The organism is Roseburia lenta (assembly GCF_014287435.1).
Taxonomy (GTDB): Bacteria; Bacillota; Clostridia; order Lachnospirales; family Lachnospiraceae; genus Pararoseburia; species Pararoseburia lenta.
In genome coordinates this window covers 297,543-311,668 of record NZ_JACOPG010000001.1, presented here as the reverse complement: position 1 = coordinate 311,668, position 14,126 = coordinate 297,543, and the positions used below count along the sequence as shown (strand labels likewise).

The 14,126-nt window shown below is 47.0% G+C and carries 14 protein-coding genes; all 14 read left to right on the top strand.

The window, feature by feature from the left end; genetic code table 11:
• The first annotated feature begins 19 nt into the window (after positions 1-19).
• The 14 genes from trpS (at position 20) to fliJ (ending at position 14,126) form a co-directional block, all read left to right on the top strand.
• Complete coding sequence (trpS, locus tag H8R94_RS01560; protein WP_118281055.1) at positions 20-1,024, top strand: tryptophan--tRNA ligase; 1,005 nt, start codon at positions 20-22, stop codon at positions 1,022-1,024.
• A gap of 70 nt (positions 1,025-1,094) precedes the next feature.
• Positions 1,095-1,724 (top strand): RNA polymerase sporulation sigma factor SigK, encoded by a 630-nt coding sequence (gene sigK, locus H8R94_RS01555; protein WP_186853660.1) that lies wholly within the window; start codon positions 1,095-1,097, stop codon positions 1,722-1,724.
• A gap of 108 nt (positions 1,725-1,832) precedes the next feature.
• Positions 1,833-3,377, top strand: a complete 1,545-nt coding sequence (locus tag H8R94_RS01550; protein WP_186853659.1) for a YifB family Mg chelatase-like AAA ATPase — start codon at positions 1,833-1,835, stop codon at positions 3,375-3,377.
• A complete protein-coding gene (dprA, locus tag H8R94_RS01545; RefSeq protein WP_186853658.1) occupies positions 3,374-4,459 on the top strand; it encodes a DNA-processing protein DprA in 1,086 nt (361 codons plus the stop codon). Before H8R94_RS01550 ends, dprA begins: the two co-directional genes overlap by 4 nt.
• A 24-nt stretch (positions 4,460-4,483) precedes the next feature.
• Positions 4,484-6,565: a type I DNA topoisomerase gene (gene topA, locus H8R94_RS01540; protein ID WP_186853657.1), complete on the top strand. Its 2,082-nt coding sequence runs from the start codon at positions 4,484-4,486 to the stop codon at positions 6,563-6,565.
• Between the two features lie 136 nt (positions 6,566-6,701).
• Entirely contained in the window at positions 6,702-7,478 is a 777-nt protein-coding gene (codY, locus tag H8R94_RS01535) for a GTP-sensing pleiotropic transcriptional regulator CodY (protein ID WP_118281060.1), read from the top strand.
• A gap of 194 nt (positions 7,479-7,672) precedes the next feature.
• A complete protein-coding gene (gene flgB, locus H8R94_RS01530) occupies positions 7,673-8,068 on the top strand; it encodes a flagellar basal body rod protein FlgB (RefSeq protein WP_186853656.1) in 396 nt (131 codons plus the stop codon).
• Positions 8,069-8,079: 11 nt separating this feature from the next.
• Positions 8,080-8,523: a flagellar basal body rod protein FlgC gene (gene flgC, locus H8R94_RS01525; RefSeq protein WP_118281062.1), complete on the top strand. Its 444-nt coding sequence runs from the start codon at positions 8,080-8,082 to the stop codon at positions 8,521-8,523.
• 17 nt (positions 8,524-8,540) lie between these two features.
• Positions 8,541-8,864 carry a flagellar hook-basal body complex protein FliE gene (gene fliE / locus H8R94_RS01520; protein ID WP_118281063.1) on the top strand — a complete coding sequence of 108 codons (324 nt, stop codon included), beginning with the start codon at positions 8,541-8,543 and terminating at the stop codon, positions 8,862-8,864.
• Between the two features lie 20 nt (positions 8,865-8,884).
• Positions 8,885-10,480, top strand: coding sequence for a flagellar M-ring protein FliF C-terminal domain-containing protein (locus H8R94_RS01515; RefSeq protein ID WP_186853655.1), 1,596 nt, complete (start codon positions 8,885-8,887; stop codon positions 10,478-10,480).
• Positions 10,481-10,482: 2 nt separating this feature from the next.
• Positions 10,483-11,490: a flagellar motor switch protein FliG gene (fliG, locus tag H8R94_RS01510; protein WP_118281065.1), complete on the top strand. Its 1,008-nt coding sequence runs from the start codon at positions 10,483-10,485 to the stop codon at positions 11,488-11,490.
• Entirely contained in the window at positions 11,483-12,325 is an 843-nt protein-coding gene (locus H8R94_RS01505; protein WP_243238428.1) for a FliH/SctL family protein, read from the top strand. Before fliG ends, H8R94_RS01505 begins: the two co-directional genes overlap by 8 nt.
• 18 nt (positions 12,326-12,343) lie before the next feature.
• Entirely contained in the window at positions 12,344-13,654 is a 1,311-nt protein-coding gene (gene fliI / locus H8R94_RS01500; protein WP_408638999.1) for a flagellar protein export ATPase FliI, read from the top strand.
• A gap of 19 nt (positions 13,655-13,673) precedes the next feature.
• Complete coding sequence (gene fliJ, locus H8R94_RS01495; protein ID WP_118281067.1) at positions 13,674-14,126, top strand: flagellar export protein FliJ; 453 nt, start codon at positions 13,674-13,676, stop codon at positions 14,124-14,126.

The window sequence follows — 14,126 nt, the reverse complement described above, 5'->3', positions numbered from 1 at the left end:
AAAAGAGAGGAAGGACAAAATGGAAAAAGAGAAAAAGGTATTATACAGTGGAATGCAGGCAACAGGAACTTTGACTTTGGGCAACTACTTGGGAGCACTCAAGAACTGGGTCAGCCTTTGCGATGATTACGAATGTTTTTATGGTGTCATGGATCTGCATTCTTTGACGGTACGTCAGAATCCGACAGAATTTCGTCAGAATGCCAGAAAATTATATGCCCTCTATGTGGCAGCCGGTCTTGATCCGGAGAAGAACTGCATCTATTATCAGTCCCATGTGCCGGCACATGCACAGTTGGCATGGGTTCTGGACTGCTTTACCTATATGGGCGAGTTGAACCGTATGACCCAGTTTAAGGATAAGGCAGCCAAACATGCGGACAACATCAATGCCGGACTTTATACCTATCCGGTACTGATGGCAGCAGATATCCTTTTGTATCAGGCAGATGTTGTACCAGTCGGTGTTGATCAGAAACAGCATCTGGAAATCACCAGGGATATTGCAGAACGTTTCAATAATTTATATGGTGAGGTATTTACCATTCCTGAGGCATATTTTGGACAGAACAGTGCCAAGGTCATGAGTTTGCAGGATCCGACCAAGAAGATGTCAAAGTCCGATGAAAATGTCAATGCGACTATTTTGCTTTTGGACGACAAGGACACCATTATCCGAAAGTTCAAACGTGCCGTGACTGATTCAGAGGCAGAAGTCCGCTATGGAGAGGACAAGCCGGGCATCAGCAACCTGATGGAGATCTACGGCTGCATTACCGGAAAGACCTATGACGAGATCAGTGCAGAATTTTCCGGAAAAGGTTATGGAGACTTCAAACTGGCAGTCGGTGAGACGGTTGCAGATGAATTGGCACCACTGCAAAAGCGTTATGAGGAACTCTTAAAGGATAAGGCTTACATTGACGGCTGTATCAAGGAAAATGATGCGAAAGCAGCATATTTTGCCAATAAGACCTTGCGCAAGGTGCATAAAAAGATTGGCTTAACCGGATTGATCCGCTAAATTTTGGAGTGGAAAGGCACTTGCAGGGGGATGCGCACATACAATATAAAAAATGATTTTCTGAGGCGACATGAAAACATTTTTATCCCCCCTGAGCACAGAAGAGGAAGCAAAACTTTTGCGACAGATGGCGGATGGAGATCTGACGGCAAAGTCCAGTCTGATTGAGCACAATATGCGTTTGGTCGCACATGTCGCTAAGAAATACTATGGTTCGGGCGAAGATCCCGAGGATCTGGTATCCATTGGGACGATCGGACTGTTGAAAGCAGTCGATACCTACGATGGGACCAAGGGATACAAACTGGTCACCTATGCAGCAAGGTGCATCGATAATGAGTTGCTGATGTATTTCCGCGGGCGTAAGAAACAGGCAAAGGATGTTTCCCTCTTTGAACCGATCGGAAGCGATAAGGAAGGCAACCAGATCAGTTTGTATGATGTCTTAGAGCAGGAGCCTATGGATATCGCAGCCATGATGGATCAGCAAAATGATCTGCTTCGCCTGCGTGACATCCTGCCACAGGTCTTAAACGCCAGAGAACAGGAGATCATCTGCAAGCGCTATGGCATTGGCAGACTAAGTGCGGCGACGCAAAAAGAGATCGCTGGACAGTTAGGGATTTCCCGTTCTTATGTATCGAGGATAGAAAAAAGAGCCTTGGAAAAATTACGCGGGGCTCTTTTGAAAAATTCATAATTATTTCTTGAAAAAGGTGAAATTTATGTTATGATAATTTCATCTTTTTTCGTTATACCGTGATTCGCGGTGTTTTTCCAAGTGAGAAGAATACAAAGGGAGGAGTCTATGTATAGTGTAGTTCATACGGCTGTTTTGTCCGGCATTGATGCCTGTCTGGTGTCAGTGGAGGCGGATATCAGCAATGGTATGCCCATGTTTGAAATGGTGGGGCTGTTAGCGTCAGAAGTTCGTGAGTCCAAGGAGCGGGTGCGCACCGCCCTGAAAAATTGTCAATACGAACTGCCCATTAAGCGGATCACGGTCAACCTGGCACCGGCAAATATAAGAAAGTCTGGATCCGGATTTGATCTGCCGGTTGCCGTTGCGGTGCTGGCTGCCATGGAGGTATTTCCGACGGACATATTAGAGGATATGTTTTTTGCGGGGGAGATCTCCTTGGAAGGGAGGATCATTGGGATAAATGGAGTTCTTCCCATGGTCATCTGTGCCAAGGAGGCAGGCTTAAAGACCTGTATCGTTGCCAAAGAAAATGTCAAGGAGGCATCCTTGGTGCCGGGCATGCAGGTGATTGGTCTGTCCCATTTGCAGGAGGTATTAGCCTGTCTGCGTGGGGATGCAGAGGTTAGCGTAGATAAGGAAGAAAATAAGGAAGAGATCAAGAAAGAGACTATGGAAAAGGCCTATGATTTTGCCCAGATCCATGGGCAGAGACTCTTAAAAAGAGCCTGCGAGGTTGCCATTTCCGGTATGCACAATATGCTTATGGTAGGACCGCCGGGGGCAGGCAAGACCATGATCGCCAAATGCATCCCGACCATCCTGCCGCCCATGAGTCAGGAAGAACAATTAGAAGTATCCAAGATCTACAGTGTGTGTGGTGCCCTAAAGGGGATGGATCAGCTGATACAAAAACGCCCTTTCCGCAGTCCCCATCATACGATCACGGAACAGGGGCTGATCGGTGGCGGCAGTATGGTGCATCCGGGGGAGATCTCTTTAGCGCATGGCGGTGTCCTTTTTTTAGATGAATTAACAGAGTTTAAAAAGAGTACGCTGGAAGTCCTGCGTCAGCCGCTGGAGGACAAGCAGGTATGTGTGGCGCGCGTCAGCGGAAATTATTGCTTTCCAGCGGATTTTGTCCTTGTGGCAGCCATGAACCCCTGCAACTGCGGTTATTACCCGGATCTGGCAAAATGTCATTGCTCCAGACAATCTTTGTTGCGCTACCATAGCAAACTCAGCCAGCCCCTCTTAGACCGCATCGATCTGTGCGTGGAGGCGGCGGGCGTCGGTTTTCATGATCTGCAAAAAAGCGATCATAGTGAGGAGTCTTCCGCTGCCATACGCCAGAGGGTCTGTCGGATCCATGCCTTACAAAGAGAACGTTTTGCAGGGACAGCCATCCGTTTCAACAGCCAGATCCCGGCAGAAAAGATGGAGGAGTATTGTGTACTGGGCACGGAGGAGGAAGCCTATATGGAACTTGTCTTTGAGCAGTTGGCATTAACGGCAAGAACCTATCACAAACTTCTGCGTGTCGCAAGGACCATAGCGGATATGGAGGGCAGTGAGAAGATCACGGTCAGCCATTTGCAGGAGGCGGTCTGTTATCGTGGAATTCAAAAGAATTATTGGGAGAGTGGGATATGAAATATAAATATTGGTGGATGTGTCTGCAGGGCTTGAGCAACCGGACAAAGCGTAACCTATTAGAAAGATACAAGAGTGCACATGCCATATATGATCTGTCCGAAAAATGCCTGCGCCAGGACGGACTTTTAGACGTCAGGCAGGCGGACATCTTTTTAAGGGAAAGGAAAAAGGCAGATCTTGACACGGCATATCAGACATTTTTACAGACAGGGGCATCTTTTGTGACACTTGAGGACACGGAATATCCCTACTATTTAAAAGAGGTCTTTGATGCGCCCTATGGCATGTATGTCAAGGGACAGATCCCGCAGACAAAAAAGATCGTTGCCATCGTCGGTGCCAGACGTTGTAGTGCCTATGGCAAAAAGATGGCGCAGGAACTGGCGTATCTTTTGGGAAAGCAGGGCTATGTGGTGATCAGCGGTATGGCAAGAGGGATTGATGCCTATGCCCATGAGGGCTGTCTGCAGGCGGGACAAAAGACCATGGCGGTCTTCGGCTGTGGCGTGGATGTGTGTTATCCGACAGAAAACAGAAGCCTGTATGGACGCATCATGGAAAACGGCTGCCTTTTGTCGGAATATGCCATGGGCAGCCAGCCGATCGCCAAGCAGTTCCCGCCGCGCAACCGCCTGATCAGTGGAATCGCAAAATATGTGGTCGTTGTAGAGGCAAAGGAAAAGAGCGGGTCTTTGATCACGACGGATTTTGCCTTGGAACAGGGCAAGGATATCTATGTGATCCCCGGGCGGATCACGGATGTCATGAGTGCTGGATGCAACCGTCTGATCGCACAGGGAGCGGGGATCATCACCTCGCTGAGTGGCTTTATTGAGGAAATCGAGGAGTCACATTTTAGCGATCTGACCTGTGGCAATGCCTTTGAGGCAAATGAAATTATCCTTGAAAAAGATGAATTGTTGGTGTATAGTTGCTTTGATTTCTATCCCAAAAGCATTGAGACGGTGCTTGCGGAGAGTGGATTGGAACTCCTGTATCTATTGTCTGTCATCATGCGCTTGTGTGACAAGAAGATGTTACAGGAATGTTTTAAGAATCAATACGTCCGCTTACGATAGCGGATTACATATAAGGAGAGAGTAATGGCAAAATATCTTGTGATCGTGGAATCACCGGCAAAAGTAAAAACCATCAAGAAATTTTTGGGGAAAAATTATGAGGTCATGGCATCCAATGGACATGTCAGAGATCTTCCAAAGTCACAACTGGGCTTTGACCCGTCCAATGACTATGAACCAAAATACATCACGATCCGAGGAAAAGGGGAACTTTTAGCAGGACTTAGAAAAGAAGCAAAAAAAGCAGACCGCATCTATCTGGCAACTGACCCGGACCGCGAGGGAGAAGCCATTTCTTGGCACTTGACAAAAGCCTTGAAATTAGAGGGCAAAGATGTAGAGCGTATCACCTTTAATGAGATCACAAAGACGGCGGTCAAAAATTCTTTGAAGAATCCGCGTCAGATCGATATGAATCTGGTGGATGCACAGCAGGCAAGAAGAATGTTAGACCGTATGGTGGGCTACAAGATCAGTCCCCTGCTTTGGGCAAAGGTCAAAAGAGGGCTTTCAGCCGGACGTGTGCAGTCGGTAGCACTGCGTATTATCTGCGACCGTGAGGCGGAGATCGAGGCATTTATCCCACAGGAGTATTATACCCTAGATGTCGTTTTGGATAATCTGGATGCCAAGAAGCAATTTGTGGCAAAGTTCTATGGCGACAAGAATGGCAAACTGGATATCGGCGACAAGGCGTCCTTAGACAAGATCATGGACCAACTGCAGTCGGCAAGTTACCGGGTAGAGTCTGTAAAGACGGGCAAGCGAGAGAAAAAGGCACCTCTGCCATTTACGACCTCTACCTTACAGCAGGAGGCTTCCAAGGCACTGAACTTTTCTATCCAGAAGACCATGCGCATCGCCCAGCAGTTATACGAAGGTGTGGACGTCAAGGGCAACGGCACAGTTGGTCTGATCACCTATCTGCGTACGGATTCCACCCGTGTATCGGATGAGGCAAAGAGCGCAGCGGTTGACTTTATCTCACAGAATTATGGAGAGGATTATTTGCAGGAAGGGGCTGCCAAGGCAAAGGCAAACGGGACAAAAGTACAGGATGCCCATGAGGCGATCCGTCCTTCCGATATCACAAGACTGCCGTCCGAGATCAAGGACTCCTTATCCAGAGACCAGTTCCGTCTCTACCAGTTGATCTGGAAGCGTTTTGTGGCAAGCCAGATGAGCAGTGCTGTCTATGAGACTGTCAATGTAAAGATCGCAGCAGGCGATTATCGTTTTACCGTAGCAGATTCCAAGCGCGTTTTTGACGGCTTTATGTTAGTATATACGGCTTCCGATGAGGAGAAGGACGACAAGAAACTCAGTGCGCACGGATTACATGAAGATACAAAATTGGGATTTTCGTCCTTTGAAGAAAAGCAGCATTTTACCCAGCCGGCACCACATTTTACAGAGGCATCGCTGGTACACACCTTAGAGGAACTTGGCATTGGACGACCAAGTACTTATTCGCCGATCATTTCGACCCTTTTGAAGCGTCGCTATATCACAAAGGAAGCAAAGAATATCTTTGTGACAGAACTTGGTGAAGTGGTCAACGGCATTATGAAAGAATCTTTCCCATCCATCGTGGATGAACACTTTACCGCCAATATGGAAGGACTTTTGGATGAGGTAGAAGAGGGAACTGTCAACTGGAAGTCAGTCATCAGCAACTTCTATCCGGATCTGGAGGAAGCTGTTGAGATCGCGGAAAGCCAGTTACAAAAGGTCAAGATCGAGGATGAAGTAACGGATGTTGTCTGCGAGGAATGTGGCAGAAATATGGTTGTAAAATACGGACCGCATGGCAAGTTCTTAGCCTGCCCGGGATTCCCGGATTGCCGCAATACCAAGCCGTATCTGGAAAAGATCGGTGTGGCATGTCCGAAGTGTGGCAAAGACATCGTTATGAAAAAGACCAAAAAGGGAAGAAGATTTTACGGATGTGAGGACAATCCAAACTGTGATTTCATGTCATGGGCACGTCCGGTGGCAAAGCCATGTCCGGAGTGCGGTTCCTATATGGTACGCAAGGGCAGCAAACTCGTATGTGCCAATGAGGAATGTCGGCATGTCGAGACAGCGGATAAAGAAGAGGCTTAATTTAAAATATTCTCTCGTGTGACACAATTCGTATAAGTATATGGAATTTTCAGAATACTCTTGTAATTGTTATGCTATTGTGCTAAAATCTCTTTAGTTATTAGGAAATGTAGTATGTTGCGCGAGGAGGAAGAACATGAGCGTTCAATTATTAGATAAGACGAGGAAGATCGGCAAATTATTGCATAACAACAATTCCTCAAAAGTAGTATTTAACGATATCTGTCAGGTTCTGACCGAGATCCTGGACTCCTGTATTCTGGTTATCAGTAAAAAGGGCAAGGTCTTAGGTGTCAGCCACAGCAAGTCTACACCGGACATCACCGAACTCATTGTTGATGAGGTAGGCGGTTTTATTGATCCGATGTTGAACGAGCGTCTGCTCGGCATCTTATCCACCAAGGAGAATGTCAACTTACAGACTCTGGGCTTTGAGGGGGCAGATATCAATCGTTATTCTGCCATCATCGCACCGCTGGATATTGCGGGTGAGCGATTGGGAACACTTTTTGTATATCGTTATGACAAGCCATATGATATCGACGATATCATTTTATGCGAGTATGGAACGACCGTTGTCGGACTGGAAATGATGCGGTCTGTCAATGAAGAGAATGCAGAGGAGAACCGCAAGATACAGATCGTGAAGTCAGCGATCAGTACGCTTTCATTTTCTGAATTGGAAGCCATCATTCATATCTTTGATGAACTGGAGGGAGAGGAAGGAATCCTGGTAGCCTCCAAGATTGCAGATCGTGTAGGAATCACAAGATCAGTGATTGTCAATGCACTCCGCAAGTTTGAGAGCGCCGGCGTGATCGAATCCCGGTCATCCGGTATGAAGGGAACCTACATCAAGGTATTAAATGATGCTGTGTTTGATGAGTTGGACAAGGTCAGACGCAATAGTTAAACTGCATAGAACAAGGATGGATGATAGTAAAAGGGACTTATGGACGACCGTAGGTTCCTTTTCTTTTTTTACAAATACTTGTGTCGGCCTTTAGAAAATGACACAATATCATGTAAAAAACACTTGTGTTTTCATAGATATAATTTATAATATAATAAGATTAGGCTAAGTATGTACCAAAAGGAGGTAGGAGCATGATCAATTCAAATGCCTTTAGTTATATCAATGTGCTAGATCGGGCAGCAGATGCCAGTTGGACGCGCGAGACGGTGATCGGCAACAATATCGCTAATGTTGACACGCCCGGCTACAAGAGACAGGATGTTGCATTTGAAGATGTCTTAAAGAGAGAACTCAAAAGTTCTAAGTATGATACCCTGCAAAAAGCCGTGGACAATGTGCCCTTAAACAAGTTGGAAGGCAGGACTTATACTGATTATGCGTCTTATTCCTACCGCTTGGATGGCAACAATGTAGATATTGATACAGAAAATGTGGAACTGGCATCGGAACAGTTACGCTATCAGACATTGACGTCTGCGGTCAGCAATGAATTTACCCGCATGAACACGGCAATGCAGACACCATAAGGAGGTAGACCATGGGATTATTTCAATCATTTGACATCTGCGCATCCGGCATGAGTGCACAGCGTTTCCGTATGGATACGATCGCAGAGAATATCGCAAATGTAAATACAACAAGGACCGAGGACGGGACGCCTTACAGGCGTAAGATCGTCACTTTTCAGGAAAAGGAGATCACGCCGTCTTTTTCAGATATCTTATCAGATACCAAGAAGTTTCAGGGCAATGGTGTCAAGGTCGCTTCCGTGACAGAGGATTATGAGACTGATTTTACCATGGAGTATGATCCGTCCCATCCGGATGCGGATGAGAATGGCTATGTCTCTTATCCAAATGTCAATACGGTAACCGAGATGACCAATCTGATCGACAGCAGCCGCGCCTATGAGGCAAACACGACCGCTTTTAATGCCATGAAGTCTATGGTACAGGCGGGACTTAACATCGGTCAGTCATAATGCATTAGGAGAAAACAATGGACGTTACATCAGCAGCAGCCTTAAACGGGCTTTACAAGACAACCAACAATCAATCTTCGGTCCGGCAGGCAAACCAGACTTCGGCTACGGACGGCAGTTTTGACACTATTTTGAGCAATGCCATGAAAATGGTGGATGATACCAACAGTCTGCAGAACAATGCCTCTGCTGAGGCGGTATCCTTTGCTTTGGGAGAATCGGACAATGTGCACGATCTTTTGATCGCAGAGCGGAAGGCGAATCTGGCACTGCAATATACAGTTGCGGTCCGTAACCAGTTCATTTCCGGTTACAATACGATTATGAATATGCAGATCTAAAGAATAGAAGGAAGTAAGTCATGCCTGAGAGAATACAACAGATATTAAATCGAATAGTGGAGTGGTGGAAGAATTTTAGCACCAGACAAAAGGCGCTGATTATCAGTATCGCGGCTGTCGTTGTCGTGGCATTTTCCATCTTGGGATTTGTCATGACAAGACCGACCATGGTCAATCTGATCACTTGTGATTCGGCAAAACAGGCATCTTCTGTCAAGGATCTTTTAGACAGTAACAGTATCACTTATGAAGTTTCGGATGACGGTCTTACCTACACGGTCAAGCAGGAAGACCGTGCCAATGCGACCATCCTCCTGGGAAGCAATGACATCCCATCGGACGGCTACAGCATCAGTGATGCCATCGATGGAAGTTTTAGTACGACTGAGGCGGACAAGAACAAAAAGTACCAGTTATATTTAGAGGAAAAGATGGCGGATGATCTGGAGACCATTTCCAATGTATCCAAGGCATATGTGACCTTGTCCCTGCCATCAGATGACGGCACCATCCTTTCCAAGGATGAGGAGGCATACGCCAGCATCAATCTGCAACTGAGTGATGATATGAGCGAGGAGCAGGCGGCAGGTATCGCCCGTTATGTGGCAACGGCTTTGGGCAACAAGTCGACTGAAAATATCGAGATCATTGATGGAGACGGCAATACGCTTTTCTCCGGCGGAGATGAATCCTCGACTGCGGGAAAGGCATCTTCCAATCTGACAGTCCAGCAAAAGGCAGAAGCCAATGTGACAAGTGCGGTCAAGAGCGTTATCTTGGGTACCAATGTCTATGACAATGTAGAAGTGGGTATGAATCTGGATATGAATTTCGATCAGCAAAAGGTTGAGGACTATCATTACTATGTTGACGACGGACAGACACAGGGCTATCTGGACAGCCGTACCGAGTCTACTTCCGAATCGACCTCGGGTGCCGGCGGTACACCGGGTACCGATACCAATGATGATGATACGACCTATGTCTTGGAAGACGGTACGATTACTTCCTCTACGACTTCGGACATTACAGAGGACTATCTGCCGAGCGAGACGATCACGACAACGGAAAAGGCAGTCGGAACGATCGATCTGGACAATTCTTCCCTGACCGTTGTTGCAACCAACCGGGTGATCTACAACGAGGACAAGTTAAAGGCAGACGGAACGCTTGATAATATGACCTTCGATGAATTTGTGGCACAGAATTCTGACCGTGTAAAGACGGATGTGGATCAGGATTTTTATGATATGGTATCCAAAGCGACCGGTATCTCTACCGACAATATTTCCATTGTTGCCTATGAGATCCCGATGTTCCAGTATTCTGAGGGCAGTGGCAGAGACTGGACGGATTATTTACAGATCATCTTGGCAGTGCTGATCTTTGCAATGCTTGCTTTTGTGGTATTCAGAAGTATGCGCCCACAGCAGGAAGAAGCCCTTGCCGAGGAAGTTACCGTGGAATCTTTATTGGAGGCACAGGAAGACCAGTTGGATGATATCGGTTTCAATGAAAAGTCTGAGGCGAGAGTTCTGATAGAAAAATTTGTAGATGAAAATCCGGAGGCGGTAGCATCCTTGCTCCGCAACTGGTTAAATGATGATTGGGGTTAATTATGGCAAATGAAGAATTATCCGGTGTGCAAAAAGCGGCAATCTTATTGATCACATTAGGACCAGAAAAATCTGCGGACATTTTTAAACATTTAAAAGAAGATGAAATCGAAGAACTTACCTTAGAGATTGCCAATACACAGAGTGTATCTCCAAAATTAAAAGAGGACGTGATCAACGAATTTTATCAGGTCTGTCTGGCACAGCAGTATATCGCAGAAGGTGGTATCGGTTATGCCAAAGAACTTTTGGAGAAGGCACTGGGTGCTGATGAGGCAACACGTGTCATCACCAAGTTGACGGCTTCTTTGCAGGTAAGACCGTTTGAGTTTATACGAAAGACAGAGCCTTCACAGGTGCTCAACTTTATCCAGGATGAACATCCACAGACCATAGCCATGATCTTATCTTACCTGTCACCGGGACAGGCATCCATGATCTTGGGTGCTTTGGATCCGGACAAGCAGGCAGATGTGGCAAAACGTATTGCGACCATGGATCGTACTTCACCGGAAGTCATCAAGGAGGTGGAGCGCGTCTTGGAGCGAAAGTTATCATCCCTCATCAATCAGGATTACACGATCGCGGGTGGCGTGGATGCCATCGTAGCAATCTTAAATACCGTAGACCGTGGTACAGAAAAGCGTATCATGGAGTCCCTCGAGATCGAAGAACCGGAACTTGCCGACGAGATCCGCAAGAAGATGTTTGTATTCGAAGATATCCTGCTTCTGGACGACAGAGCCATTCAGCGTGTTATGCGTGATGTGGATAACAGTGATCTGAGTGTTGCCCTAAAGGGTGCCAACGAAGAAGTGCAGGCTGCAATCTTCAAGAATATGTCTTCACGTATGGCTACCATGATCAAGGAAGATATGGAATTCATGGGTCCTGTCCGTATGAAGGATGTCGAGGAAGCACAGCAGAAGATCGTTGGTATTATCCGCAAGTTAGAGGATTCTGCTGAGATCGTAATCTCCAGAGGTGGAGGTGACGAACTCGTTGTCTAATATATTATATCGTGTGCAGATGGCACCACAGGGAGAACAAAAGACCTGCGTCATCGACTCCAATGAACTGGTCGGAGAAAAGATCGAGGAGAGACGACGCGAAGAAAAAAAACGTCAGATGCAGGCACTGAATTCTGAGGATGCCTTTGTACCTATGGATGGGGAGTCACTGGATGAAGATACAGAATGTCTTGGCCAGCAGATGCCGGAGGAGGCAGAGGAAGCGGAGCCGGAGATAGACTATGTCGCACAGGCAAAAGAAGAGGCGGATGCCATTCTTTCTGAGGCGAGAGAGCAGGCAGATGCTATCCTGGCAGAGGCAGGAGAACAGGCAGATGCCATGCGGTCCCATGCCGAAGCCGAAGGACAAAAAGAGGGCTATGAGCAGGGCTTACAGGAAGCCGCTGCCAGACAGCGGGAATTAGAAAGCCGAATGCAGGCAGAAAAAGAGCAGTTGCAGGCGGACTACGACCAGAAACAAAAGAACATGGAGCACGAGTTGGTGGATGTGGTCTGTGATGTGGTAGAAAAAGTTTTTCTGGTGCAGTTTGGAGATAAAAAAGAGATCATCTGGCATGCCGTCGATCAGGCCCTTGCCAACATAGAAGGCAGTAAGGAGTTTATGATCCGTGTCGGCGAAGCCAATCTGGAATTTTTACGTGCGCATAAAGAGGAGTTACAGGCAAAAGTAGGGCAGGACATGACTTTAGATATTGTCTTAGATCCGCTTTTGGATGAGACGCAATGCATGATCGAGACCGATGGTGGACTTTTTGATTGTGGTATGGATACCCAGATGCGCAATCTGATCAAGGATATAAAATCCCTTAGTTAATGGAGATATAAGGTGGAAATTGATCGTAACAAATATTTAGCACTTACAAATGAAACATATTTTGACTGTCTGGGCCGCGTCACGAAAGTGGTGGGGCTCACAATTGAGTCTGTCGGACCGGATGCTAAGTTGAACGATCTATGCCGTATTTTTGTAGGAGGCGACCGTTCGCAGGCTGTCATGGCACAGGTGGTTGGATTTCGTGATAAGCATCTGCTTCTGACACCCTTTGACAGTGTTGATGGCATCGGTATTGGTGCGGTTGTTGAAAATACCAAGGCACCGCTTTCCATTCCGGTCGGGGACGAACTTCTAGGGCACACCCTAGACGGCATCGGACGACCGACGGATGCAGAGGACCTCCATCTGCCCCAGCATTATCCGGTCGACGCAACGCCGCCGGAGCCTATGAACCGTGAGATCATTTCACAGGTATTGCCGCTGGGCGTAAAGGCAGTGGACGGACTGATCACGGTCGGCAAAGGACAGAGAATCGGTATCTTTGCAGGATCCGGTGTTGGAAAATCTACCCTGATGGGTATGTTTGCACGAAACACCAAGGCAGATATCAATGTGATCGCCCTGATCGGCGAGCGTGGCCGTGAGGTACGTGAGTTCATCGAGAGGGACTTGGGATCGGAAGGCATGAAGCGCAGTGTCGTTGTGGTGGCGACATCAGACAAACCGGCGTCCATCCGTAAATGTGCGGCAAAGACGGCAACAGCGATCGCAGAATATTTCCGCGACCAGGGCAAGGATGTCCTTTTGATGATGGATTCGCTGACCCGTTTTTCCATGGCGCAAAGAGAAATCGGTCTTGCGGCAGGAGAACCGCCGGTAACAAGAGGTTATCCGCCGAGCGTTTATTCGGAGATGCCAAAACTCTTAGAGCGTGCCGGCAATTCCGATAAGGGATCGATCACCGGTCTTTATACGGTGCTTGTTGACGGCGATGATTTCAATGAACCGATTACGGATACGGCGCGTGGTATTTTGGACGGACATATTGTCCTTTCCAGAAAACTGGCACAGAAAAACCATTATCCGGCGATCGATGTCTTAGCAAGCATTTCCCGTGTCATGAGTTCGATTGCGACCAAGGAACATAAGACCATGGCGGGCAAATTAAAGAATGTCATGGCAACCTATCAGGAAGCGGAAGATCTGATTAATATCGGGGCTTACAAGGCAGGATCCAACAACAATATCGATTATGCGATCGAAAAGATAGATCAGGTCAATGCTTTCCTTTGCCAGAGTACAGAGGATAAGTTTGATTTTGACGAGGTAGTTGGCGCACTGGAGCAGATGTTCGGCGAGAGTGCATAGATATAGGAAGTGACGGCAGATGGCAAAATTCAGATATCGCATGCAGAATATTCTGGAAATCAAAGAAAAGATGGAAGAACAGGAAAAAGTGGCTTACGGTATCGCCAATGCAAGGCTTTTGGAGGAACAGGAAAAACTGCAAAAACTTTTTGTCCGCAAAGCCGGTTATGAAGCCAGATTAAAAGAACTAACAAGTGCAAAACTTGACATCGTAGAGATCCAGACCTGTAAGCGGGCAAGCGATTCCGTTAAATCCATGATCCGCGACCAGATGATCGCGGTACACACGGCACAGCGAAATCTGGAGATGGCAAGAAAGCGTTTGAATGAGGTCATGAAAGAGAGAAAGACCCATGAAAACCTCAAGGAAAAAGCATTTGAAGCCTTCAAAGAAGAATTGGCGGCAGAAGAAGGCAAGATGACGGATGAACTGGTAAGTTACACCTATCACAGCAAAGAAGAACAGGAGTAA

What these genes read in the sequence shown, in the direction of transcription:
- trpS (WP_118281055.1), top strand. Translation starts at nt 20, where the DNA reads ATGGAAAAAGAGAAAAAGGTATTATACAGTGGAATGCAGGCAACAGGA.
- sigK (WP_186853660.1), top strand. Translation starts at nt 1,095, where the DNA reads ATGAAAACATTTTTATCCCCCCTGAGCACAGAAGAGGAAGCAAAACTT.
- H8R94_RS01550 (WP_186853659.1), top strand. Translation starts at nt 1,833, where the DNA reads ATGTATAGTGTAGTTCATACGGCTGTTTTGTCCGGCATTGATGCCTGT.
- dprA (WP_186853658.1), top strand. Translation starts at nt 3,374, where the DNA reads ATGAAATATAAATATTGGTGGATGTGTCTGCAGGGCTTGAGCAACCGG.
- topA (WP_186853657.1), top strand. Translation starts at nt 4,484, where the DNA reads ATGGCAAAATATCTTGTGATCGTGGAATCACCGGCAAAAGTAAAAACC.
- codY (WP_118281060.1), top strand. Translation starts at nt 6,702, where the DNA reads ATGAGCGTTCAATTATTAGATAAGACGAGGAAGATCGGCAAATTATTG.
- flgB (WP_186853656.1), top strand. Translation starts at nt 7,673, where the DNA reads ATGATCAATTCAAATGCCTTTAGTTATATCAATGTGCTAGATCGGGCA.
- flgC (WP_118281062.1), top strand. Translation starts at nt 8,080, where the DNA reads ATGGGATTATTTCAATCATTTGACATCTGCGCATCCGGCATGAGTGCA.
- fliE (WP_118281063.1), top strand. Translation starts at nt 8,541, where the DNA reads ATGGACGTTACATCAGCAGCAGCCTTAAACGGGCTTTACAAGACAACC.
- H8R94_RS01515 (WP_186853655.1), top strand. Translation starts at nt 8,885, where the DNA reads ATGCCTGAGAGAATACAACAGATATTAAATCGAATAGTGGAGTGGTGG.
- fliG (WP_118281065.1), top strand. Translation starts at nt 10,483, where the DNA reads ATGGCAAATGAAGAATTATCCGGTGTGCAAAAAGCGGCAATCTTATTG.
- fliJ (WP_118281067.1), top strand. Translation starts at nt 13,674, where the DNA reads ATGGCAAAATTCAGATATCGCATGCAGAATATTCTGGAAATCAAAGAA.